Below are 21396 nucleotides of genomic sequence, written 5' to 3'. Positions count from 1 at the left end.
CGGATGCCGAAAACCAAGTCTGTTTACACATGCCGCGAGTGCGGTGCATCTTTTCCCAAGTGGTCCGGTCAGTGCCCGGACTGCCAGGCCTGGAACTCGCTGGAAGAAGGCGTGGCCGAGGCGGGTCCTGTCAAGGGTCCGAAAGGACGTGGCAACTGGACCGGTGTGGCTTCGGCACAAGTCCTGAGCCTGGCCGATGTCCAGGCTGAAGAGGCAACCGCCCGCCTGCCGTCTGGTCTGAGCGAGCTTGATCGGGTATTGGGTGGCGGATGGGTGCCGGGTTCGGTCGTGCTGCTGGGCGGAGACCCGGGTATTGGCAAATCGACCCTGTTGCTGCAAGTGCAGGATGCGCTGGCTGCTGGTCATGGCAGTCTTTACGTGACCGGGGAAGAATCAGCCGCCCAGGTGGCCATGCGCGCAAGACGACTGAACCTGGACCCGGCCCGGCTGGACTGCTTGACCGAAACCAGCCTGGAGACGGTGCTGGCCACGGCGGCTGAACGCAGGCCGGCCTTCATGGTGGTTGATTCCATCCAGACCCTTTGGACCGAGACGCTGCAGTCGGCACCCGGAGCCGTGGCCCAGGTGCGCGAATGTGCCGCCCGGCTGGTGCAGTTTGCCAAGCAGACGGGGTGCGCGGTGGTGCTGGTGGGGCATGTCACCAAGGAAGGCGCCCTGGCCGGACCGCGGGTGCTTGAGCACATGGTTGATGCGGTGCTTTATTTCGAGTCCGATTCGGGTAGCCGCTATCGGCTGATCCGGGCCGTGAAGAACCGTTTTGGCGCGGCCAACGAGCTGGGGGTGTTCGCCATGACCGACAAGGGTCTGAAACCGGTTGGCAACCCGTCGGCCATTTTCTTGTCCGGTCAGGAAGAGCCGGCGGCTGGCAGTTGCGTTCTGGTGACCCGCGAGGGCACCCGCCCGATGATGGTCGAGGTCCAGGCCTTGGTGTCGCCATCAACGCTTTCCAATCCCAGGCGCGTGGCTGTCGGCATTGATGGCAATCGGCTGGCCATGCTGCTGGCCGTCATGAACCGGCATGCCGGCATTGCCATTGGTGACCAGGATGTGTTCATCAACGTGGCCGGTGGTATTCGGGTGACCGAGACTGCCAGCGACCTGGCCATTGCCCTGGCGCTGCAATCCTCTCTGCGCGAAAAGCCCTTATCGGGCAAGCTGGTGGCGTTTGGCGAGGTGGGGCTTTCCGGGGAGCTGCGGCCCGTCTACAACGGTGAGGAGAGGTTGCGCGAGGCGGCCGGTCAGGGCTTCGAGACCGCGCTGGTCCCGGAGGCGAATCTCAAGGGGGTTCGTGCCCGAATGACCGTGCGTGGTTGCCGGCGTCTGACAGACGCACTGGCCATGGCGCGGGAGTAGTAAACTGTTCAGGCTGAATTCAAGCATTGCAGGCAACACTGACGTCCAGAGCCTCCGCTGAGGAGGTTGCTTCAGTCCCCAAGGAGAAACCGGGCCATGAATCGTTATCCGTCATTAGTTCTCATTTTTGCCACGCTGGCATTGGCTGCCTGTGTGACCATCAACGTCTACTTTCCCGAAGCGGCTGCCGAACGGGCGGCCGATCGCTTTATTCAGGACGTGATCGGCGAGTCCGGTGAACGCACTTCGGCCGTCGAGCCTGCGGGCAGTCAGCGGCTGCTGCCATCGCTGGGCCTGATCAGCAGCGCTCATGCCCAGCAACCCAACATCAATATCGACACGCCCCAGGTCCAGTCCATCCGCCAGCGGATGTCCGAGCGCCATCGTGAACATCTGGCGGCCTGGTATGATGCCGGCGCCATTGGTCTGAGTCGCAACGGCCTGGTCGAGATTCGTGATCGTTCCGCCGTCGGCCTGGCCGACCGCCGCAACCTCGAGCGTGTGGTCTCGGAAGAGAACTCCGATCGCAATGCGGTCTACCGAGAGATCGCCATTGCCAATGGTCACCCGGAGTGGGAGGAGGAAATCCGGCGAACCTTTGCGCGCCAGTGGGTGGCCAATGCGCGCGCCGGCTGGTATTACGAGGACTCCGATGGCGATTGGGTCCAGAAGTAGTCTGCCCGCTTTCTGCCCGGCCTGAACCAGGCCGGGCCTTGCGGCTCCACCATCACAGAACCGGGAATCAAGAGCAATATGGGAAGAAAGCGTCGTCGGCGGCTGCCAGCCGAACCGATCGAATTGGCCGTGACCGATCTTTCACATGATGGTCGCGGTGTCGGTCGCCATGAAGAGAAAGCGGTGTTTGTTCATGGCGCCCTGCCTGGCGAGACCGCCTCGGCCAGGCTGATCGATCGCAACCGCCGCTTCGACGAGGCGCTGTGCGAGCAGGTCATCGAGGCCTCGGCCGAGCGCGTCGATCCAGAATGCCCCTGGTTCGACCACTGCGGTGGCTGCGCCCTGCAGCACCTTGATCATTCCGCCCAGCTCGAGTGGAAACACAAGCGCCTGGTCGACAACCTCACGCGTATTGGCGAGGTCAGCCCGGCGTCCTGGTGGGATCCCATTGCCGCCAGCCCCTGGTTCTATCGGCGCCGCAGCCGTCTGAGCGCACGACTGGTCAAGGGCAAGGGCCGTGTGCTGGTCGGTTTTCGAGAGCCCCAGGGGCGATTCGTGGCCGATGTGGGCAATTGCCGGGTTTTGCACCCGGATTTCAGTAACCGCCTGCTTTCCCTGTCACAGCTACTGGGGAAACTTTCAGTGGCCGATGCCGTGCCACAGATCGAGACGGCCAGCGGAGATTCGGGGTCAGCCATCGTGCTCCGTCACCTCAGGCCTCTGACCACAGCCGATGAGCAACACCTGCGCGATTGGTCGGCCGAGAACGACATCGCCGTCTATCTGCAGCCCAAGGGCCCGAGTACGGTGCATCGTCTCTGTCCCGATCAGCATGAGCTGACCTATCGGCTCGATGAATTCGATCTGGAACTGGGTTTCCATCCCCAGAACTTCATCCAGGTCAATGCCGACATCAACCGAGCGTTGATCAGGCGGGCAGTGGAGTTGCTGGAGCCGACTGCCGATGATCGGGTGCTTGATCTGTTTTGCGGGCTGGGCAACTTCACTTTGCCGCTGGCCACTCGCGCTGGCAGTGTTGTCGGCGTTGAAGGGGATGAAGCCCTGGTCGAGGCTGGCCGGGCCAATGCCGTGCGTAACGGCCTGGACCAGGTCGAGTGGGAAGTGGCCGATCTGGCCGGCGATGTTTCCAGCCAGGCCTGGTATCGTGCCGGCTTCGATGCGGTGCTGATCGATCCGCCGCGCTCAGGGGCCTTCGAGGTTCTGCCTGTGATCGCCGGCAGCGGCGCCCGGCGCGTGGTGTATGTCTCGTGTAACCCCGCCACGCTGGCTCGCGATGCCGGTGAGCTGGTCAATCGCCACGGCTTTCGATTGAAGGGAGCCGGTATCGCGGACATGTTTCCGCATACTGCTCACGTGGAATCCATCGCACTGTTCGAGCGCGCATGAGTGTAGCCAGCTTGCCACTGGGTCCGCTGATTGTCGGTTTCGACGGCTTGAGGCTCGATGACGAGACCCGGGACATGTTGCGGCATCCGTCGGTCGGCGGCGTGATTCTGTTTGCCCGCAATTTCCAGTCTCCACGGCAGTTGACCGAGCTGACCGGCGAGATCGCGGCGTTGCGACAGCCGCGATTGCTGATCACCGTTGACCAGGAAGGGGGACGAGTCCAGCGTTTTCGGGATGGATTCACGTTGCTGCCGCCGCTGGCGGTCCTCGGGCAATGGTATTCCAGCCATCGGCAACGTGCCTGTGACCTGGCCTATCGTCATGGCCGGGTCATGGCGGCCGAGCTGCTGGCCCATGGGGTCGACTTGAGCTGGGCGCCGGTGCTGGACCTGGACCGCGGCAGTTGCGTGATTGGTGACCGGGCCATGGCGTCGACTCCCGCCGCGGTCATTGAAATTGGCGGCTGGTATCTTGCCGGCATGCGGGATGCCGGCATGCGCACCTGCGGCAAGCATTTTCCGGGACACGGTTCCGTAGAAGCCGACTCGCATCATGAAGTCGTTGTCGACAGGCGATCGGACACGGCGCTGGAGGAGGATCTGTCAACTTTTGCCGGGCTGTCCGACAGGCTGGATGGCGTTATGATGGCGCATGTTATCTACCCGGCGGTGGATGAGCGGCCGGCCGGGTTCTCACCGGCATGGGTCAGGGAGTGTCTGCGCGGGCGTCTCGGCTTTGACGGCGTGGTTGTTTCAGACGATCTCGACATGCTGGGTGCCGCGCCGGCCGGGACGCTCCCCGGCCGGTTGCAACAGGCGCTTGCGGCCGGGTGCGATGCCGTTCTGGCCTGTCGTGCCGAGTCGGCCAGGAGTCTGCTAGAGGATGCACCCCCGCTGCCGGCGCCGGCTGCCGGCCGGCTGGAATCGCTGTACGGAAAGGCCGCGCTGACTCTGGATGAGCAGCTTCAGGTGCCGGAGTTCCGGGCCTGGCGTGATTCACTCAAATTGCTAGCACAACAATGGAAGAAGTAACCGAGATTGTCGAGAATTTCAGCCTCGTTCTGGGATTGCCGGGATGGGTGATGCAGGCATTCGTCATCATTCTGGTGGCACTGCTTCTCGAGTTTGTCTATCGCCTGTTCGTCAACCGCCTGGCGGTTATTGCTGGCAAGACGGGTCACAAGTGGGATGATGCCATCGTCTATGCCGGCAAGCGGCCGGTTTCACTGCTGATCTGGTGGCAAGGTATCGTCATGGCTGCCCGGGTGGCGGCACCGCATACCGAGGCCATCGGTTTCGACCCGGATTTCCTAGGAACCGTGCAGCAACTCGGGCTGGTCGTTGCCGCGACCTGGTTCTTCTTCCGTCTGGCCACGGGGTTCGAGAATGCATTCGTGGCCGAACGGCGCAAGCGTAACGAGCATGTCGATATCACCACGGTCAGTGTGCTCGGCCGCATCGTTCGTATCGCGGTTCTGCTGACCGGCGTCCTGACGATACTCAGCATCCTGGAAATTCCGATCTCGGGCTTTCTGGCAGCCGGTGGCGTGGGCGGCATTGCCGTGGGTCTGGCGGCGCGTGACCTGCTGGCCAATTTCTTCGGGGGCTTCATGGTATTTCTTGACCGCCCGTTTTCGGTGGGCGACTGGGTGCGATCGCCCGACCAGGAAATCGAGGGCGTGGTCGAAAAGATCGGCTGGCGCATGACCACGATCCGCAAGTTCGACAAGCGGCCGATGTACGTGCCCAATGCCACATTCACCACCATCACGGTGGAGAATCCCTCGCGCATGACCCATCGCCAGATCTTCGAGCACATCGGCATTCGCTACGATGACTTCTCCAGCATTCGGGCGATCGTCGACGATATTCGGGATTATGTGCATTCCTGTGATGATCTGGACACCACCCAGACGACCATGGTGCATTTCAATGTCTATGGTCCCCATTCGCTCGACATCATGGTCTACTGCTTTACTCACACCGTGGTCTGGACCGAGTACCACCAGGTTCGCGAAGAAGTATTGCTGCAGATCGGCGAGATCATCAAGCGTCACGGTGCCCAGATTGCCTTCCCGACGCGCACCATCAAGCTCGAGGAAGCGCAGGCCATGGCCGAAGCGCAGTACGGAGGAAACAGTGGATGACTCGTCACCATCGGGCTGGCCTGCCAAGGCGAAGCGGATCGTCTCGGCAGCGCAAGTCAATGCAGCACTGGACGCCCAGGCAGCAAGACTGGCGCCCAGTCTGCCGGCGGATGGAACGCTGACGGTCATGGCCCTGATGACAGGCGGCATGTATCCGGCCACGGCACTGGCCCGCAGGCTGCCTCAACCCTTGCGCATGGACTATGTTCATGCCACCCGTTATCGCGATCGCATGCAGGGTGGGGCCATTGACTGGGTTCATATGCCAGACGGCCTTTTCGGGCATGTTCTGCTGATCGACGATATCTTCGACGAGGGCCACACCATGTCGGCGGTTCGCCAGCGACTGCTTGACAACGGTGCCAGCGCGGTCACCACGGCCGTGCTGGCGCTGAAGCGGCATGATCGTGGTCGGCCGCGCTCGGAAGTCGATGACTATGCGCTGGAAGTACCAGACCGCTACGTGTTCGGATGCGGTATGGATCTGCATGGACTGTGGCGCCAGCTCGACGAAATCTGGGCAGTCTGAATATGAATGAGCTGGCAATCATCGGGGGTACCGGCGCACTTGATCTTTTTCCGGGCGGGGATGAACGGGTACTGGAAACCGACTGGGGCGATCCATCGGCCAATGTGGTACGTGTTCGGCTGGGGCAGTACAAGGCGTGGTTCCTGGCACGTCATGGCCGGCCGCATCGCCTGCCACCTCACCGCATCGATTACCGGGCCAATATCGACGGTTTACGCCGCCTTGGGGTGAAGCGGGTTGTTGCCATCAATGCCGTGGGCGCTGTTGACCCGGGGCTGGCCCCAGGCAGCCTCGTAATTCCTGATCAACTGGTCGATTACACCTGGGGTAGGGCACACACATTCAGCGACGATGGCCGGCACCCGCTGGAGCATGTGGAGTTTGCCAAGCCTTTCGAGGGTCCACTGCGCTCAGCACTGCTCGCCGCCGGTCAGGCAGCGGACATCGGGCTGGTCGATGGAGGTTGCATTGCCGTCACGCAGGGGCCGAGACTGGAAACGGCCGCCGAGATTCGTCGCCTGGCTCGGGACGGTTGTGATCTGGTTGGCATGACGGCCATGCCGGAGGTCTCGCTGGCCCGTGAGGCGGGAATCGACTATGCAAGTCTTTGTGTTGTGGCCAATCCGGGCGCCGGCCTGGAGGAGGAACCGATCAGCCTGGAAGAGATCCACCAGGTTCTGAGCAGCGCCATGATCTCGGTACAAGATCTGCTTGCTCATCTGTCACTCTGAGCACGGCTGCCGGTTCGAATGCCCAAACTGTGAAGCGCTTCGCGTTGATTTTCATTGGTTTTTTCCGGCGCTGGCAGTATCCTGAAGGTACCATCAAAAGACCCGGTCTCTTAGCAGGAAAATGCCCGATACCCTGACGCTCTCAGTACTCCACACCCAGTCCAAGGACCTGACCGTGATGCGGTCCTTGCTCAAGCTTGTGGGTGGAGAGATCAACTGGGAGGTGACCGATGGCCCGGGCGGCGACTTCACCATCATCGATGTCGATGAGCCTGAGGGCGCTCGCGTCTGGCAGTCTCTGAAAAGCGATGGCATCGAACCTGTCGCACTGACCCGGCAGCGCAACTGCAAGGCGGCACTGCAACTGCGCAAGCCGATGCGTTCCCGTCAGTTCATTGATCTGCTGCATCGTCTGGCTGCCGGGGATGCAGTTCCTGATTCGGCGGAAGGTATTGAATCGACCCCGAGGTGGGAAAGCCTCACGCTGGATGAAGAACGTGCCGAGTTCACACTGGCCGAACACCTGCGAAGGGGATCGTGGACGGCTCCTGTTGTGCTGACCATTCAAGGCTGGCCGGAGATCATTATCGATCCGGGTTCGGGTACCTGGTGCTATGACGGCTCGATGTCGGACATGACACCGGCGATGTTCGCCCAGAGAATTCCCAAGTCGGCCGCTGAGCGGCTGAACAGCAACGAGCTGGCACGCCGAATGGGTGACATGCATCAGCGATCGCTCAGCGAGCTGAAATGGTTTGCCGGCCTGGCCCAGTCACGCGGCAAGCTGCATCCCGATCTGCTTGGTGAATTCGAGTTCATGCTGGCCCAGGTACCACCCCAGGCCGTGGGCAATCCACGCTTCCAGCGTCTGGCCAAGGTGTTGATTCGCGGACCGGTATCAATCGATCGTCTGCACGAGGAAACGGGGGAGCCTGTCGAGACGGTAACGGCCTTTCTCAATGCCTGTCATACCTGCGGTCGCCTGCTGATCAATCATCCGGTCAAGGCCGTCAGTTTCTGATATCAGCCGGGCGGTTCTGAATATGGCTTGCGTTCGTTCCAAGTCAATGGTTGTATCTTAAGCGCACGCCGGTCACGCCCGGCAGTCCCGACAAGGCGGCCAGCAACTCCGATGACGGGGCTACCTGCCATTCGTTTCCCAGCCGAATCAGGGCCTGGGCCTGTTCGTTTCTGAAGTGCACCATGACCGGGGTCTTGCCGCTGCGGTAGGGCTGCATCGCGGCTGCGAGGTCCTGATCGAACTCGGTGTCGGGATCCATCAGTTCGAGCTCGAGCCCGCGGGCGAAGCGTTCGCGTGCCTGGTCGACATCTAGTACTTCCTCGGCGACCATGCGATAGCCGCCACGAAAGTCATCGACTTCCACGCGCCCGCGCACCACCACGATTTCGTCGGCCACGATCTGCTCGGCGACCTGGTTATAGAGTGTATCGAACACGGCCACTTCCAGTCGTGCCGTGCCGTCATCGATGGCCACGAAAGCCCCCTTTCCGGGGCGTCGACGGATGGCCACGACCAGCCCCGCCAATGTCATCTCAACGCCTCGGTTGCGACCTCGCCCCCGGTTCTCCGAGCCGTTGCCGCCGAGGCGCTGACCGATGTTCTCCAGTGCTGTGGTGGTGACATCGGCCAATTCGCCGCGTACCTCGTCCATCGGGTGACCGGACAGGTACAGGCCCAGTGTTTCCTTTTCGGCGCGAAGTCGCTGGCGGTTGGTCCAGTCGGCAACCACGGGCAGGGGGCGCTCGGTTTCCTCCTTCAGAGGAGTACCTGAAGCCGGAACCCCGCCGAACAGACTGCTCTGGCCGGCGGCACGGTCGGCCTGGAAGCGTTCGGCCTCGCTGATCACGTCGGGAAGCGCCTGCATCAGTGCGGCCCGGTTCGGATGCAGGCTGTCGGCGGCACCGGCACGGATCAGGGTTTCGAGCGTACGGCGATTCAGGCGCGACAGGTCGACTTCTCGGCACAGCATGCCCAGCGAGGAGAAGCCTCCGACCTGTTCCCGCACCTCGATCAGGTTTTCCACGGCACCCCGACCGACGCCCTTGAGTGCACCCAGTCCGTAGCGGATGGCGCCGTCCTCGACCTGGAAGCGATAGTGCGAGTGATTGACATCGGGCGGCAGGATGTCGAGTTCCATCAGTCGACAGTCCTCGATCAGGTTGGCGATCTTGTCGGTCTTGTCGATATCGGCCGACAGGACCGCGGCCATGAACTCGGCCGGATAGTGTGCCTTCAGCCAAGCGGTCTGATAGGCCACCAGTGCATAGGCAACCGAATGAGACTTGTTGAAGCCATAGCGGGCGAAGGTCTCCATCAGGTCGAAGATGGGTTCGGCCTGTTCGGCGGGGATGTTGTTCTCGGCGGCACCCTTGACGAAGATCTCGCGTTGCCGCTGCATTTCCTCCGGTTTTTTCTTGCCCATCGCCCGTCGCAGCAGGTCGGCTCCGCCCAGGCTGTAGCCGGCCAGCTCCTGGGCGATCTGCATGACCTGCTCCTGGTAGAGAATTACCCCGTAGGTGGGTTCCAGTATGGGCTCGCAGAGCGGGTGGGGATACTTGACCTGGGCCTTGCCATGCTTGCGATTGATGTATTCGTCCACCATGCCGGCATCCAGCGGGCCGGGGCGATACAGCGCTACAGCGGCGACGATATCGTCGAAGCTGTCGGGCTTGAGTTTTCTCAGCAGCTCTTTCATGCCGGCTGACTCGAGCTGGAAAACTGCCGTGGTGTGCGCGGCCTGCAGCAGCTTGAAGGCCTCGCGGTCGTCGAGCGGCAGATCATCCAGATCCAGCGGTTCCTGCCCGGATTTGCGCCGGGTGTCATTGATGGCCTTGAGTGTCCAGTCAATGATGGTGAGGTTGCGCAGTCCGAGAAAGTCGAATTTCACCAGCCCGGCTGATTCGACATCGTTCTTGTCATACTGGGTCAGTACCGAATGCCCGTCGGGTTCGGTGTAGAGCGGGGTGAAGTCGGTCAGGTCGCTGGGTGCGATGACCAGCCCGCCGGCATGCTTGCCGGCGTTGCGCGCCAGGCCTTCGAGTGAACGCGCCAGGTCGAGTATGCCGCGGGTGTCGTCCTCGCGCTCATAGCGGGTCTTGAGTTCCGGTTCTTCCTCCAGCGCCTTGTCCAGCGTCATGTCCAGCTTGTTGGGGATCAGCTTGGCGATGGAGTCGACAAAGCCGTAGTTGTAGCCCAGCACCCGGCCGCAGTCACGCACGACGGCCTTGGCCGCCATGGTGCCGTAGGTAATGATCTGCGAGACCTGGTTGCGGCCGTAGCGCTCGGCCACGTACTCGATCACGCGGTCGCGTCCCTCGACGCAGAAATCCACGTCGAAGTCCGGCATGGAGACACGCTCCGGGTTGAGAAATCGCTCGAAAAGCAGCTCGTAACGAATTGGATCCAGGCCGGTAATTCCCAGGGTCCATGCGACCAGAGAACCTGCACCAGAGCCTCGGCCAGGCCCCACCGGCACACCATTCTTGTGGGCCCAGGTGATGAAGTCGGCCACGATCAGGAAATAGCCCGGAAACCCCATGGAGTTGATCACGTCCAGCTCCCGCTCCAGTCGCTGGTCGTAGTCGGCCCGTGTCATGTCCGGTGCCAGGCCATGGCGTTCCAGCCGCCGGTCCAGCCCTTCAGCAGCCATGTCTCGCAGAAACTCGGCCTCGGTCTGCCCTTCGGGTACCGGGAAAGCGGGCAGGGCATACTCGTCCAGCGTCAGCTCGAGATTGCATCGGCGAGCGAGGTGAACGGTATTCTCCAGGGCCTGGGGCAGGTCGGAAAAGGCTTCCTGCATTTCCTCGGGAGACTTCAGGTACTGCTGATCGATATACTCTCTTGCGCGGCGCTTGTCGTCGAGCAGCCGGCCCTGGTTAATGGACACGCGGGCCTCGTGTGCAAAAAAGTCGGACGCATCGAGAAAGCGCACATCATTGCTGGCAACCACTGGCAGTTGTCTTTCAACCGCCAGCCGGAGCAGGGCGTGTTCCATCGGCCGCTCGCCTTCGCGGCCCAGGCGCTCCAGAGCGATGTAGAGCCGGTCGGGGAACAGGGCCAGCAGGCTGTCCGCCTCACGGCTGGCCAGCTCGTTGCGGCCCCGTGCCAGCGCTTGCCCGGCGGCCGAAGCACGGCCGGCCAATGCGATCAGCCCCGCGGTGTGGTCGCGCAACCAGGCCGGGTGAACCCGGGGCTGTCCACGGTATCGACCCTCCAGAAAACTGCGAGAGAGCAGCCTGCATAGGTTCAGGTAGCCTTCGCGGTTCTCGATCAGCAGGGTCAGTACGCTGGCCTCATCGGCCTGCGAAGGGTCCTGGATGCGGATGTCGGCACCGGCGATGGGCTTGATGCCCCGCGCGATTGCGGCACGATAGAATTTGACCAGTCCGAACAGGTTGTGCCAGTCGGTGACGGCCACGGCCGGCATGCCCAGGGAAGCGGCCCGTTCCACCAGGTCGCCGATTCGCACCATGCCGTCCTCCAGCGAGTACTCGGTGTGCAGCCGAAGATGCACGAAGGACGATCCGGAGCGGGTGGTTTCGGACATGTATCGCTTCCAGTTAATACCAGGCCGGGGGGCACGGAGTCAGGCCTCCGATGGTCCCGACAGTGACGTTCAGGGCAATCCGGCAAGCCGCTTCATCCGGTTCGGACCATGGCCTGCAGAACCTTGCGGCAGCGTTCAAATCGCTCGCTCAGTTCGGCATGGTGCTCGGACGGATGGGGGTGGGAAGCATACCAGCGCTCGCACAGTTCGTGAAACTCCTGGTTCAGATCCGGGCCGGCATCGCGCTCGCCCAGTTGACGTGCCAGGCGGCTGACCTGGTAGTCCATGCGCTGTTGCCGGTCACCGGCGGGGGTTTCCAGCCCGGCAAGAAACTCCATCTCAACGGCCACCTGGCGGGCCCGGTCGTGTTGATCCGCCACCTCCCGTAGCCAGGCTTCACGACCGGAATCCGCCGACTGCAAACGATTCAGGCGCTCGAGCAGGGTGCGGGCCATGCCATCGTCTTTCAACAGTTCTGATTCATCCAGTATCTCGGATGCGGCGTCCCGACCATTTTCGAAGTCCTGCCATGCGGTCTGCAGGGCCGAGGCCAGCCGCTCAAGTGCCTGCTGCCGACGTTCCTGGTCCTTGAGCCGCAGGTCGACCAGGCGCTGTTCGAAGCGACGCTGGGCTCGCTCGAAGCGCTGTTCCAGGTCTCGGGGGTGGCGTTTGTGCTCCTGCCATTGATCGACAAGTCCGTTCAGCCGCCCATCGGCCTGGGTGATGTCCTGATCACCGAGCTGGGCCAGGGATTCGAGTTGTTCGCAGATGGATTCCAGCTCTGAACGGTTGGCTTCATGCTGCTCTCGACGCTCACGCTGTTGTGACTCAAGCTGCTCGAACAGCGGGTCGATCGGCTCCCGAAAGGCTTTCCACAGGGCCTGGTCCACACGTCGACGTGCCTGGCCGGCGCGCTGCCAGCGTGCCTGCAGCGCCTTGGCTTTCTCGATGGCGCTGGCAAGATCGGATTCGCGAGCCAGTTCCCGGGCCTCGGCCACCAGGCCGCGCTTGATCCGTTCGACTTCCTCGCTGGCCTGGTCGAGGCGCTCGTTGATTCTGCTCATCAGACGCTTGAGGTCGGCGGCGGCGCGGCCGCGGAACTTCGGTGGCAGGTCTTCCAGTTGCCGTATGGCCTGGCGTGCCGTTCGCAGGTACTCCTTGAGTGTTCCCGCCTCGGTCTCGCTGCCTTCGACCGCCCGGGAAACCTGGTCGATGAAAGCACTCAGAGCCTGCCGGTTCTCTTCCTTGAGTTCATTGCGTTTCTCGAAAAACGGACGGGCCTGGTCGAAGGCCTGCTTGCAGGCTTCCTGGAAGCGTCGCCATTGGCCAGGCGGGGCCGCAAATCGTCGACGGTCACCAGGCAGTACCTCCAGTGATTCAAGCTGCTGCCATTCGGCACGGATGGCTTTCAGTTCGGAACTGACGGCATCCGGATGGGAATCACCCCCGGCCAGTTGTTCGGCCCGGTCGATCAGCTCGTCACGAATCTTGTTGTTCGACCAGTGCTGCCAGTTGCGCATCTCACGCAGCCGGCCCTCCATGCGCTGCTGGCGACCCACGATGGCTTCCGGGCGTTGCCGTGCCGGCAGTTGTTTCAGCTCGCTGCGCAGGACACGCAGGCTTTCACTGGCAGCGGGCATGTCGCCCTGTTCGAGCTGTTCGCCCACCTGGTCCAGGCGCTGGTCAAACACGCTCACGTCGATTGCATCGTCTTTCGCGGGTTTCGATGGTGGCAGTTGGGTTGCGCCGTGCTGTTTCTGGAGCTCTCGCAGCAGGGGCAGCATTTCTTCGCGCAGTGCCTGTTCGGGTCCGCTGGGCGATGAAACCTGATTCCAGGCTCGATCCCAATCGGCCACTAGCTCCCGCGCAGCAGCCGGCGTGGCACTCTGGCCCACTTGCCTGATCCGCCAGGCCAGCGCATCCAGGTCGGGCGACACCGCCCGGGGCTCGTCGCTGCCTTGCGTCTCGGGGCCAGGCGTACTGGCCGGTGCAGGCGGCGCAGGGCGATCAAGTGCGCGTTGAATAATGCTGACGGCGCCGTCGAACCGGCGTTGCAGCGACTCCGGAACGGCGTCGAGTTCATTCCACCGGGTCTCGAGTCGTTCCAGCTCCAGACGCCGGTCGCCATGCCCGCTGCCACGCGCCATGGCCTCGGCGCGCTCGACCACGCGAGTCGCGATCTGGCCGATCGTCTCGCTGTGACCAACCTCGGCGGCCACGGCGGCGAGACGGCGTTCCGCTGCCCGCGCGCGACGCTTGCTGGTTCGGCGCAGCGAATCCACCAGGCGCTGCAGCGTGGATTCCTGGCTGATGCGTTCAAGCACCTTGTCGGCCAGGCGGTCGCTGGACTCTTTGATGAAGCAGTCGCCGAGAAATCCCGGGGAGTCGATTCGCTCTAGGGCTGCCTCGCGCAGGGCCTCGTCGGGTGCCTGACGCGCGATGCGACGGATGAAGTCTGAATCCGTTTGCTTTCCGAACCACTCCAGTCGTTCCTGCAGCCGATCGGGCGCGGTTTCACGCAGTACCGAACGTCTCAGGAACTCATCGGCAGCATCAAGGATGTCGGGGTCGTCCCCGCGCAGTCTTGCGTCCAGCCAGAAAGGCTCGGTATCGATACGCCGGAGCGCGGCCAGGCGCACTGCCGGCGATTCGTCATGCTGGGCCAGATGGGGCAGGTGTTTTGCCAGTTCGGCGTCGCTGTCTTCGGCAACGGCCCGGGCCCGGATGTCCGGGTCGCGGTGTTGCCAGGCGGGCTTTCCGAACAGTCTTGATCTGAGCTTGATGGCCATGAGGGTAAATGTTTTGATCCGAAGCTGCCTGTAGGATAGATTACCCCAGCAGCGCCCCCGCGGCAGGCCGGATTCGGAGGGTTTGGCCGAGAAGGCAACGGGCGATGTACCATAGTGCCGGCTTCGGCGAGTCTCAGGCCCGGCCAGGCTTGCAAACGATAACAACCAAGGATTCGATAACGCCATGTCCGAAAATACCCGGCAAGCGTCCTGGCTGCAGGCCCTGCTGCCACTGACAGCTCTGATTGCCATGCTGGTGGCTTCCGTGGTCCTGTTCGGGGACGATTCTTCTTATGGACCCAACCAGATTGCCCTGCTGATTGCCGCTGCCATTGGTTGCCTGGTCGGCTTTCGCAACGGGCTGAGCTGGAACCAGATGCTCGATGGCATCGTGCGCGGCATTTCTCTGGCGCTGGGCGCGATTCTGATCATCCTGGTGGTCGGGGCTCTGATCGGAACCTGGTTGCTGGCCGGCATCGTGCCGACGCTGATCTACTTCGGGCTGGAACTGCTCAGTCCGGACTGGTTCTATGTCGCCGCCTGCCTGATCTGCGCCATTGTCGCGCTGTCGATCGGCTCATCCTGGACCACCGCGGCCACCATCGGCGTGGCATTGATCGGGGTGGCCGCGGGCCTGGACCTGTCGCTGGCCATTACCGCCGGGGCGGTCATTTCCGGCGCCTATTTCGGCGACAAGATGTCGCCGCTTTCCGACACCACCAACCTGGCGCCCGCGGTCAGCGGTACGGAGCTGTTTGCCCACATCCGCTATATGACCTGGGTGGCGCTGCCGGCACTCATCATCGCCGTGATCGGCTACACGCTGATCGGGCTGGGCGCGGGAGGCAGTGCCGACGATGGTGGACTGGTGGCCATGCAGGATCAGCTTGTCGAGCTCTACAACATCAATATCTTCATGCTCATACCCCTGCTGGTGCTGTTCGGGCTGGCGGTTGCCCGGCAGCCCGCGCTGCCGAGTATCTTCATCGGCGCCATGCTCGGTGCGGTATGGGCGATCCTGTTTCAGCCCGACCGGGTCGCGGCGATGGCCGATGGTGAAGGGTTGGTGGCCGGTATCGAGCTGGCCTGGCTGGCGCTGGCCGACGGTATCGTGATCAGCAGCGGCGACGATGCGCTCGACAGCCTCCTCAGCGGCGGCGGCATGTCGAGCATGCTCAATACGGTCTGGCTGGTGATCTGTGCCATGACCTTCGGTGCGGTCATGGAGACCACGGGCCTGCTACAAAAGATTCTCAGCGGGGTCATCAGGATGGTGCGCTCGACCGCGTCGCTGGTGGCGACCACCATCGTCACCTGCTTCAGCACCAACGTGCTGACCGCCGACCAGTACATGGCCATCGTGTTGCCCGGCCGCATGTTCCGCGCCGAATTCCGCGAGCGCAAACTTGACCCTCGGGTGCTGTCGCGCAGCCTGGAGGGCGGGGCGACGATCACTTCACCGCTGGTGCCCTGGAATACCTGTGGCGTATTCATGTTCGGCGTGCTCGGCGTCAGCCCGCTGGCCTACGCGCCATTCGCCTTCTTCCTGCTGCTGGTGCCGGTTATCAGCATTCTGTACGCGGTGTTCGACTTCAAGATCCTGCGGCTCGATGAGTCAGCAGACGACGCCGCGGTCAGGCAACCTGGCGCGGCCTGACCGGTTTGAGCCGGGTCAGCTCATCAGTTGCTGCACCATGCGGAAGCCGGCAATCCAGGTGCCGGCCGCCGAGCCCAGATTGGACAGGAAGAACACCAGCAGAACCCGAGAAACGCGGTTGGTCCACCAGCCCGACAACTTGACCACGTCATCGCGCAGGGCCTCGAAATCTGCCATTTTGGGCTTGCGCAGGGTGGCCTCGACCGCGCCAGTCACCATGCCGGCCCCGATGGTTGGATTGAGCGAGGTCAGTGGCGCGGCCACCAGCGCGCTGAGCACGGTCAGGGGATGGCCGCGTGCCAGCAGGGCACCCAGGGCCGACAGCGTGCCGTTGATCACCACCCAGGTCGCCACCAGCGCCCAGCCCAGTTCCGGCGAGCGGTAGAAGCCGAAACCGAACCCGGTCAGAACCGCGACCAGAATGACCCAGGGCAGGGCCTTGAGGAACTTCGATGGCGGCGGCATGGCATTGAGTCTTTCCACGCTCTGCGCCGGGTCACCGTCACTCGAAAGCTCCCTGGCGGTGCCAGCCAGGTGACCGGCGCCCAGCACGGCCAGCACCTTGCGCCCGTCATGCCCGGCATTCTCCTGGCGCAGCCGGGCGGCCATGTACTCGTCGCGCTCGGCAATCAGCGATTCGTAGAGTTCGGGGGACGTGTCGGAGAACTCGCTGAAAGTCTCGGTCAGCAGGTCGCCCTGCTTGAGTCGCTCGATGTCTTCCTCGGGGATCTCCTGGCGACTGAACATGGACACGATCAGGCCGTTGATCATCAGCCAGCGCTTCCACAGCGACAGCCGCCTTGAAGCACGTCGCAGCGTGATGCCGATTTCTCGATCGATGAGCTGCACGGGCAAGCCGGCCTTGCGTGCGGCCTCGATCGCGGCCTTCATTTCCGCACCCGGTTCGATCCCGAACTGTTCGGCGATTCTCTTCTGGTAGGCCGACAGTGCCAGCGAGGCCATCATCATCCCGGCCTTGCCTTGCCGGATAATGGAAAACAGGTTCATGTCGCGCCAGGCATTGTCGCGGGTCAGGCTCTGGTAGCGCGATGCACACAGCTCGATGGCCACGGCATCGTAGTGCCCGCTCTCCAGCAGTCTCTGAACCGCTTCGGCGCTGGTCCGGGAGACATGGGCCGTGCCCAGCAGGGCATAGTCCACGCCGTCTCGCTGGACGTGCTCGACCGGCTCTCCGGCAAACAGTTCCTTGTGTTCCGGTGTCATCGTGATGGTCGGTGGTCGTTGCAGGCAGGACAGCGGGGCAGTGTAGCGGATTTTCCCCTGGAATCTAAGGGTGCAGCGACTACTGGTCGAAAGAATGGATGAGGTTCATAATCAAACCTTCATGGACCGGGTGCGAGGTGTTTCTCCGGTGAAGGCTTCAAAGCCAATGTTGAGCCCAGCGCGCTGGCGTCTGAATGAGTGCCGAAGTCTATCGCTGTCATGCGCCAGCTGATTGTGCTCTCCAGTGCCGGTGACTGGCCTCTGGAGATCCATGGGGTCGAGAAGGTCAGCGCCCGGCAATACCTCGCCGACCCTGCCTGGCTTGAAAGGCGCGCAACCCGTGTGTTCAACCTCTGCCGCAGCTACGGCTATCAGTCCAACGGTTATTACGTCTCGCTTCTGGCCGAGGCGCGCGGCCACAAACCGTTGCCTTCCGTATCCACGTTGCTGGATTTTCGGGCTCAGAATCTGGTGCGCCTGACGACCTCGGAGCTTGGACGTTTGATCGACCGCAGCTTGAAGCCTCTGCAGTCGGACCAGTTCGACTTGAGCGTGTATTTTGGTCGCAACCTTGCGCGTCGCCATGATCGTCTGGCCCGGGCCTTGTTCAATCTGTTCCCAGCGCCCCTGTTGCGAGCCCGCTTTCTGCGTGGACGCGATGGCTGGGTGCTTCGTCGAATTGCGCCCATTCCCTTCAGCGAGATTCCATCTCAGCACATGGATTTCGTGGCTGAATCAGCACAACTTTACTTTTCCGGCAAGCGCCCGCGGCCGGCGCGACGCAGTCGCAACCAGAGCCGCTTCGACCTTGCCGTGCTGGTCAATCCCGAGGAAACCAGCCCGCCATCGGATGCCCGGGCGCTTGCGCGTTTCCAGCGTGCCGGCGAGGCTTGTGGTTTCCAGGTCGATTTCATCGGCCCCGAGGAGATCGGCAGGCTGGCCCAGTTTGATGCCTTGTTTATCCGCGAGACCACGGCCGTGAATCACCACACCTACCGCTTTGCCCGCCAGGCCATGGCCGAGGGCCTCGTGGTCATGGACGACCCGGATTCCATACTCAAATGCACCAACAAGGTCTTCCTGGCCGAACTGCTTCAACGGCATGGGGTGGCTGTCCCCAGGACGCTGCTGGTTCATCGTGACAATGCTGACCAGATCGAGCCTCTGCTGGGGCTGCCGGTGGTGCTCAAACAGCCAGACAGTGCATTTTCTCGGGGTGTGGTGCGAGTTGACGATGCTGAATCCCTGAGCCGGTCGATAAGAGAGCTGCTCAACGGCTCGGACATGGTCGTGGCCCAGGAGTACCTGCCGACCGAGTTTGACTGGCGCGTCGGGGTGATCGATGGTCGTGTCCTGTACGTCTGTCGCTACTACATGGCCCGCGGACACTGGCAGATCATTCAGCACAAGGGCAATCGCATCCTGGAGGGTATGGCCGACACCCTCAGTGTGGATGACGTTCCAGGCACAGTGATCAGGGCCGCGCTCAAGGCGGCCGGGCTGATCGGCAATGGGCTCTACGGTGTTGATCTCAAGGAGGTCAATGGTCGGGTGGTCGTCATCGAGGTCAACGACAATCCGTCTCTTGACGCCGGTTGCGAAGATGCGGTCGTGGGAAAGAGGCTGTATGAAGAGATCATGGCGGTATTCCTCAAGCGCGTGACCGCGCGAAAACTGGGGAATTGAAACAACATGCCGGTTCTGAATCCGATCACACCGCAACCGCATCTGTCGGCATTCACCGGCTATGGAATCGAGTTGGAGTACATGATCGTCGATCGCCGGAGTCTCTCGGCCAGGCCACTGGCCGATCGCCTGCTGCGCGATGATGCCGGAACGGTCGTCAACGAGGTTGCTCAGGGCCCTGTTGCCTGGTCCAACGAGCTGGCCGCTCACGTCATCGAGCTCAAGACCAACGGGCCGGCGCCCGGGCTGGATTCCCTCGACAGCCTGTTTGCCCGGGCCATTCAAGAGATCAACGGCCGGCTGGCTGCTCACGATGCCATGCTGCTACCTACCGCCATGCATCCCTGGTTTGATCCGCATGCGGACACCGTCCTGTGGTCGCATGGTCAGAACGAAATCTATGATGCCTACGACCGGATATTCGGTTGTCGCGGCCATGGCTGGTCCAATCTTCAGTCCACCCACATCAATCTGCCGTTTGCCAACGAAGCGGAGTTTCGCCGATTGCATGCGGCCGTTCGCGTGGTGCTGCCACTGATTCCGGCGCTGGCCGCGTCTTCCCCGCTGGAGCAGGGGCGTCTGACCGGTTGGTGTGATCGTCGCCTGTTCCACTATCGTGGCAATCAGGGCGCCATCCCCGAGATAGCCGGCCTGATCGTGCCTGAGGCGGTGACCGGCATCGCGCAATATCATGAGCACATTCTGCACCCGATGTACCGGGCCATCGCACCCCGTGATCCGCACGGCCTGCTGACCGACGACTGGCTCAATTCACGGGGTGCCATTGCCCGATTCGAGCGACAAACCATTGAAATCCGGCTGGTCGACGTGCAGGAATGCCCCGCCGCGGACCTGGCGGTGGCTGATGCCCTGACAAGGCTGGTTCGTCGCTTCTACGACGCCCCTGAGGCACATTTTGACCGGCAACAGGCACTTGATCATGGAAACATGTCGCGAGTGCTGTTCCAGCTCGCGCGGCACGGTGGCCAGGGCATGATCGAGGATCTCGATTACCTTAGGCTGTTTGGTCTGGTTCAGCCCATGACTGGCCAGGCCTGCTGGCAGCATCTGCTTGCCGATGGCCTGATGGAAGGCAGTCCGATGGCTGAGATCATGGAGCGCATTGTCGACCGAGGCTCCTTGGCGGAGGCCATTGTCGGTCGCTTGACACCGACCGCTACCGATTCTGCAATCAGGAAGGTCTATGGAGAGATGGCGGAATGCCTCCAGAACAATCACCTGTTTCGTATTTGATCAGCTGCGAACATGCCAGCAGCTTCGTGCCCGTCCAGTGGCGGCACTTGTTCTTGGGGCACGAGTCAGAGCTCGACAGCCATCGCGGATACGATCGCGGCTCGCTGCAGGTGGCCGAGGTGCTGGCGCAGCGGCTCAAAGCGCCCTTGCTTGTGGGCAGAGTCACGCGCCTGCTGGTGGACCTCAACCGCTCGGCGGACCATCGGCAACATTTTTCGGAGTTTACTCGCCGGCTTCCGGCCGCAGAAAGGCATCGGCTGGATCTCGAATACTGGCATCCCCACTGGGGTCGCTATCGCATGTATCTGAACACGCTGCCCGGGCGAATACTGCATCTGGCCTGTCACAGTTTTGTGCCGGTTCTTGAGGGCAGGGAGCGCCATGCGGATATCGGCCTGCTCTATGACCCGGCACGAAAGCATGAACGCGAATGGTGCGGGGGGCTGGCCGCCAGGATTCGCTCGCATCTGCCGGATTTGCGTGTGCGAAGGAACTATCCATACCGGGGTAGCAGCAATGGCATGGGGCAGCAGCATCGGCAGTTCCTGCCGGAATCGCGACTGATCAGCGTGGAGCTGGAAATCAATCAGGCCTTGTGCGACCGCGGGGACTGGTCCAGTCTGCTGCAGGAGCTGGCCGAATTCGTGGAACAGGAGACGCTATCGTGAACCGACGCATATTGATCATTCAGGGGCATCCTGATCGGGAGACCTCTCATTTCTGTCACGGCCTGGCCGCCGCTTATCGCAAGGGGGCGGAAGAGGCGGGTTTCACCATCGACGAAGTGATCGTTTCGCAGCTGGACTTTCCCATGCTGACCAGTGAAGCCGACTGGCAGCAGACGGAAGTCGCCGACGATATCGTCCAGGCCCAGGAAAAAGTCAGGAATGCCGACCACCTGGTGCTGATCTTTCCGCTCTGGTTGGGAACCATGCCGGCCATGGTCAAGGCCTTTCTGGAACAACTGCTGAGACCGGGGTTTGCCTTCGACGAGGAGGCTCGCGAAGGGCCGGGGGGTGGATTGCTCAAGGGCAAGTCGGCACGCGTGATAATCACCATGGGCATGCCGGGCCTGTTCTATCGCTGGTACTTCGGAGCCCATGGCTATCGCAACCTTAAACGCAATATCCTGAAGTTCTGCGGCATCAAGCCGGTCAAGCACTGTTTCGTCGGCCTGGCCAATGCCGGAAAGCCGGAAGGGCGGCAACGGTGGTTGCAACGGATCGAGTCGCTGGGCCATCGCGGGGCATAGGGATGGGGGCTGGGTGGCGAGCGGTCTTGCCCGGGGCCGGGCAAGACCGCTCACCACCTGACGTGTGGGAGTAGGTGTATAACTCTATGTGGGAGACGGTGCCG

The 21396-nt window shown here is 62.4% G+C and carries 16 protein-coding genes; 13 read left to right on the top strand and 3 right to left on the bottom strand.

Features of this window, described 5'->3' with window-relative positions; translation table 11 throughout:
* Positions 1-3: 3 nt before the first annotated feature.
* The 8 genes from radA to IC757_RS09360 all read left to right on the top strand — a co-directional run bounded on the left by radA (position 4) and on the right by IC757_RS09360 (position 7883).
* Positions 4-1374: a DNA repair protein RadA gene (gene radA / locus IC757_RS09395; RefSeq protein ID WP_190974061.1), complete on the top strand. Its 1371-nt coding sequence runs from the start codon at positions 4-6 to the stop codon at positions 1372-1374.
* A gap of 96 nt (positions 1375-1470) precedes the next feature.
* On the top strand, positions 1471-2049 hold the full coding sequence (locus tag IC757_RS09390) for a YdbL family protein (protein ID WP_190974060.1): 579 nt from the start codon (positions 1471-1473) through the stop codon (positions 2047-2049).
* 78 nt (positions 2050-2127) lie between these two features.
* Positions 2128-3456 (top strand): 23S rRNA (uracil(1939)-C(5))-methyltransferase RlmD, encoded by a 1329-nt coding sequence (gene rlmD / locus IC757_RS09385; protein ID WP_190974059.1) that lies wholly within the window; start codon positions 2128-2130, stop codon positions 3454-3456.
* Positions 3453-4487 (top strand): beta-N-acetylhexosaminidase, encoded by a 1035-nt coding sequence (gene nagZ, locus IC757_RS09380; RefSeq protein WP_190974058.1) that lies wholly within the window; start codon positions 3453-3455, stop codon positions 4485-4487. Before rlmD ends, nagZ begins: the two co-directional genes overlap by 4 nt.
* Complete coding sequence (locus IC757_RS09375) at positions 4475-5602, top strand: mechanosensitive ion channel family protein (protein WP_190974057.1); 1128 nt, start codon at positions 4475-4477, stop codon at positions 5600-5602. The genes nagZ and IC757_RS09375 overlap by 13 nt, the downstream gene beginning before the upstream one ends.
* Complete coding sequence (locus IC757_RS09370; protein ID WP_190974056.1) at positions 5595-6131, top strand: phosphoribosyltransferase family protein; 537 nt, start codon at positions 5595-5597, stop codon at positions 6129-6131. The genes IC757_RS09375 and IC757_RS09370 overlap by 8 nt, the downstream gene beginning before the upstream one ends.
* Before the next feature lie 2 nt (positions 6132-6133).
* Positions 6134-6862: an S-methyl-5'-thioinosine phosphorylase gene (locus tag IC757_RS09365; RefSeq protein WP_190974055.1), complete on the top strand. Its 729-nt coding sequence runs from the start codon at positions 6134-6136 to the stop codon at positions 6860-6862.
* Between the two features lie 121 nt (positions 6863-6983).
* Positions 6984-7883, top strand: a complete 900-nt coding sequence (locus IC757_RS09360) for a hypothetical protein (RefSeq protein ID WP_190974054.1) — start codon at positions 6984-6986, stop codon at positions 7881-7883.
* Positions 7884-7926: 43 nt separating this feature from the next.
* Here the strand turns inward: IC757_RS09360 and dnaE are convergent, their stop codons facing one another.
* Together dnaE and IC757_RS09350 are read right to left on the bottom strand one after the other, a co-directional pair.
* A complete protein-coding gene (gene dnaE, locus IC757_RS09355; protein ID WP_190974053.1) occupies positions 7927-11430 on the bottom strand; it encodes a DNA polymerase III subunit alpha in 3504 nt (1167 codons plus the stop codon).
* A gap of 92 nt (positions 11431-11522) precedes the next feature.
* Positions 11523-14219 (bottom strand): DUF349 domain-containing protein, encoded by a 2697-nt coding sequence (locus IC757_RS09350; RefSeq protein WP_190974052.1) that lies wholly within the window; start codon positions 14217-14219, stop codon positions 11523-11525.
* A gap of 184 nt (positions 14220-14403) precedes the next feature.
* Here IC757_RS09350 and nhaC point away from each other — a divergent pair, with 184 nt between their 5' ends.
* Positions 14404-15876 carry a Na+/H+ antiporter NhaC gene (nhaC, locus tag IC757_RS09345; protein ID WP_190974051.1) on the top strand — a complete coding sequence of 491 codons (1473 nt, stop codon included), beginning with the start codon at positions 14404-14406 and terminating at the stop codon, positions 15874-15876.
* 15 nt (positions 15877-15891) lie between these two features.
* Here nhaC and IC757_RS09340 read toward each other — a convergent pair whose 3' ends face one another.
* A complete protein-coding gene (locus IC757_RS09340) occupies positions 15892-17100 on the bottom strand; it encodes a TraB/GumN family protein (protein ID WP_190974050.1) in 1209 nt (402 codons plus the stop codon).
* A 219-nt stretch (positions 17101-17319) separates the two neighbouring features.
* Here IC757_RS09340 and IC757_RS09335 point away from each other — a divergent pair, with 219 nt between their 5' ends.
* The 4 genes from IC757_RS09335 to IC757_RS09320 are packed head-to-tail and all read left to right on the top strand — an operon-like array spanning position 17320 to position 21292.
* The gene (locus IC757_RS09335; protein ID WP_190974049.1) at positions 17320-18786 is read left to right on the top strand and encodes a RimK family protein; all 1467 of its coding nucleotides are present in this window, start codon (positions 17320-17322) and stop codon (positions 18784-18786) included.
* Between the two features lie 6 nt (positions 18787-18792).
* On the top strand, positions 18793-20040 hold the full coding sequence (locus tag IC757_RS09330; RefSeq protein WP_190974048.1) for a glutamate-cysteine ligase family protein: 1248 nt from the start codon (positions 18793-18795) through the stop codon (positions 20038-20040).
* Positions 20041-20093: 53 nt separating this feature from the next.
* Positions 20094-20708: an N-formylglutamate amidohydrolase gene (locus tag IC757_RS09325; RefSeq protein WP_263405551.1), complete on the top strand. Its 615-nt coding sequence runs from the start codon at positions 20094-20096 to the stop codon at positions 20706-20708.
* Positions 20705-21292, top strand: coding sequence for an NAD(P)H-dependent oxidoreductase (locus IC757_RS09320; RefSeq protein ID WP_190974046.1), 588 nt, complete (start codon positions 20705-20707; stop codon positions 21290-21292). The genes IC757_RS09325 and IC757_RS09320 overlap by 4 nt, the downstream gene beginning before the upstream one ends.
* Positions 21293-21396 lie beyond the last annotated feature (104 nt).

Source organism: Wenzhouxiangella sp. AB-CW3, assembly GCF_014725735.1.
Classification (GTDB): domain Bacteria; phylum Pseudomonadota; class Gammaproteobacteria; order Xanthomonadales; family Wenzhouxiangellaceae; genus Wenzhouxiangella.
The sequence above is the reverse complement of the archived record's forward strand: the minus strand, read 5'-3'. Positions and strand labels throughout refer to the sequence as shown.

Coding starts and splice junctions, on each gene's coding strand:
- IC757_RS09390 (WP_190974060.1), top strand. CDS start 1,471: ATGAATCGTTATCCGTCATTAGTTCTCATTTTTGCCACGCTGGCATTG.
- nagZ (WP_190974058.1), top strand. CDS start 3,453: ATGAGTGTAGCCAGCTTGCCACTGGGTCCGCTGATTGTCGGTTTCGAC.
- rlmD (WP_190974059.1), top strand. CDS start 2,128: ATGGGAAGAAAGCGTCGTCGGCGGCTGCCAGCCGAACCGATCGAATTG.
- IC757_RS09360 (WP_190974054.1), top strand. CDS start 6,984: ATGCCCGATACCCTGACGCTCTCAGTACTCCACACCCAGTCCAAGGAC.
- IC757_RS09375 (WP_190974057.1), top strand. CDS start 4,475: ATGGAAGAAGTAACCGAGATTGTCGAGAATTTCAGCCTCGTTCTGGGA.
- IC757_RS09365 (WP_190974055.1), top strand. CDS start 6,134: ATGAATGAGCTGGCAATCATCGGGGGTACCGGCGCACTTGATCTTTTT.
- IC757_RS09340 (WP_190974050.1), bottom strand. CDS start 17,100: ATGACACCGGAACACAAGGAACTGTTTGCCGGAGAGCCGGTCGAGCAC.
- dnaE (WP_190974053.1), bottom strand. CDS start 11,430: ATGTCCGAAACCACCCGCTCCGGATCGTCCTTCGTGCATCTTCGGCTG.
- IC757_RS09330 (WP_190974048.1), top strand. CDS start 18,793: ATGCCGGTTCTGAATCCGATCACACCGCAACCGCATCTGTCGGCATTC.
- IC757_RS09335 (WP_190974049.1), top strand. CDS start 17,320: ATGCGCCAGCTGATTGTGCTCTCCAGTGCCGGTGACTGGCCTCTGGAG.
- IC757_RS09350 (WP_190974052.1), bottom strand. CDS start 14,219: ATGGCCATCAAGCTCAGATCAAGACTGTTCGGAAAGCCCGCCTGGCAA.
- nhaC (WP_190974051.1), top strand. CDS start 14,404: ATGTCCGAAAATACCCGGCAAGCGTCCTGGCTGCAGGCCCTGCTGCCA.
- radA (WP_190974061.1), top strand. CDS start 4: ATGCCGAAAACCAAGTCTGTTTACACATGCCGCGAGTGCGGTGCATCT.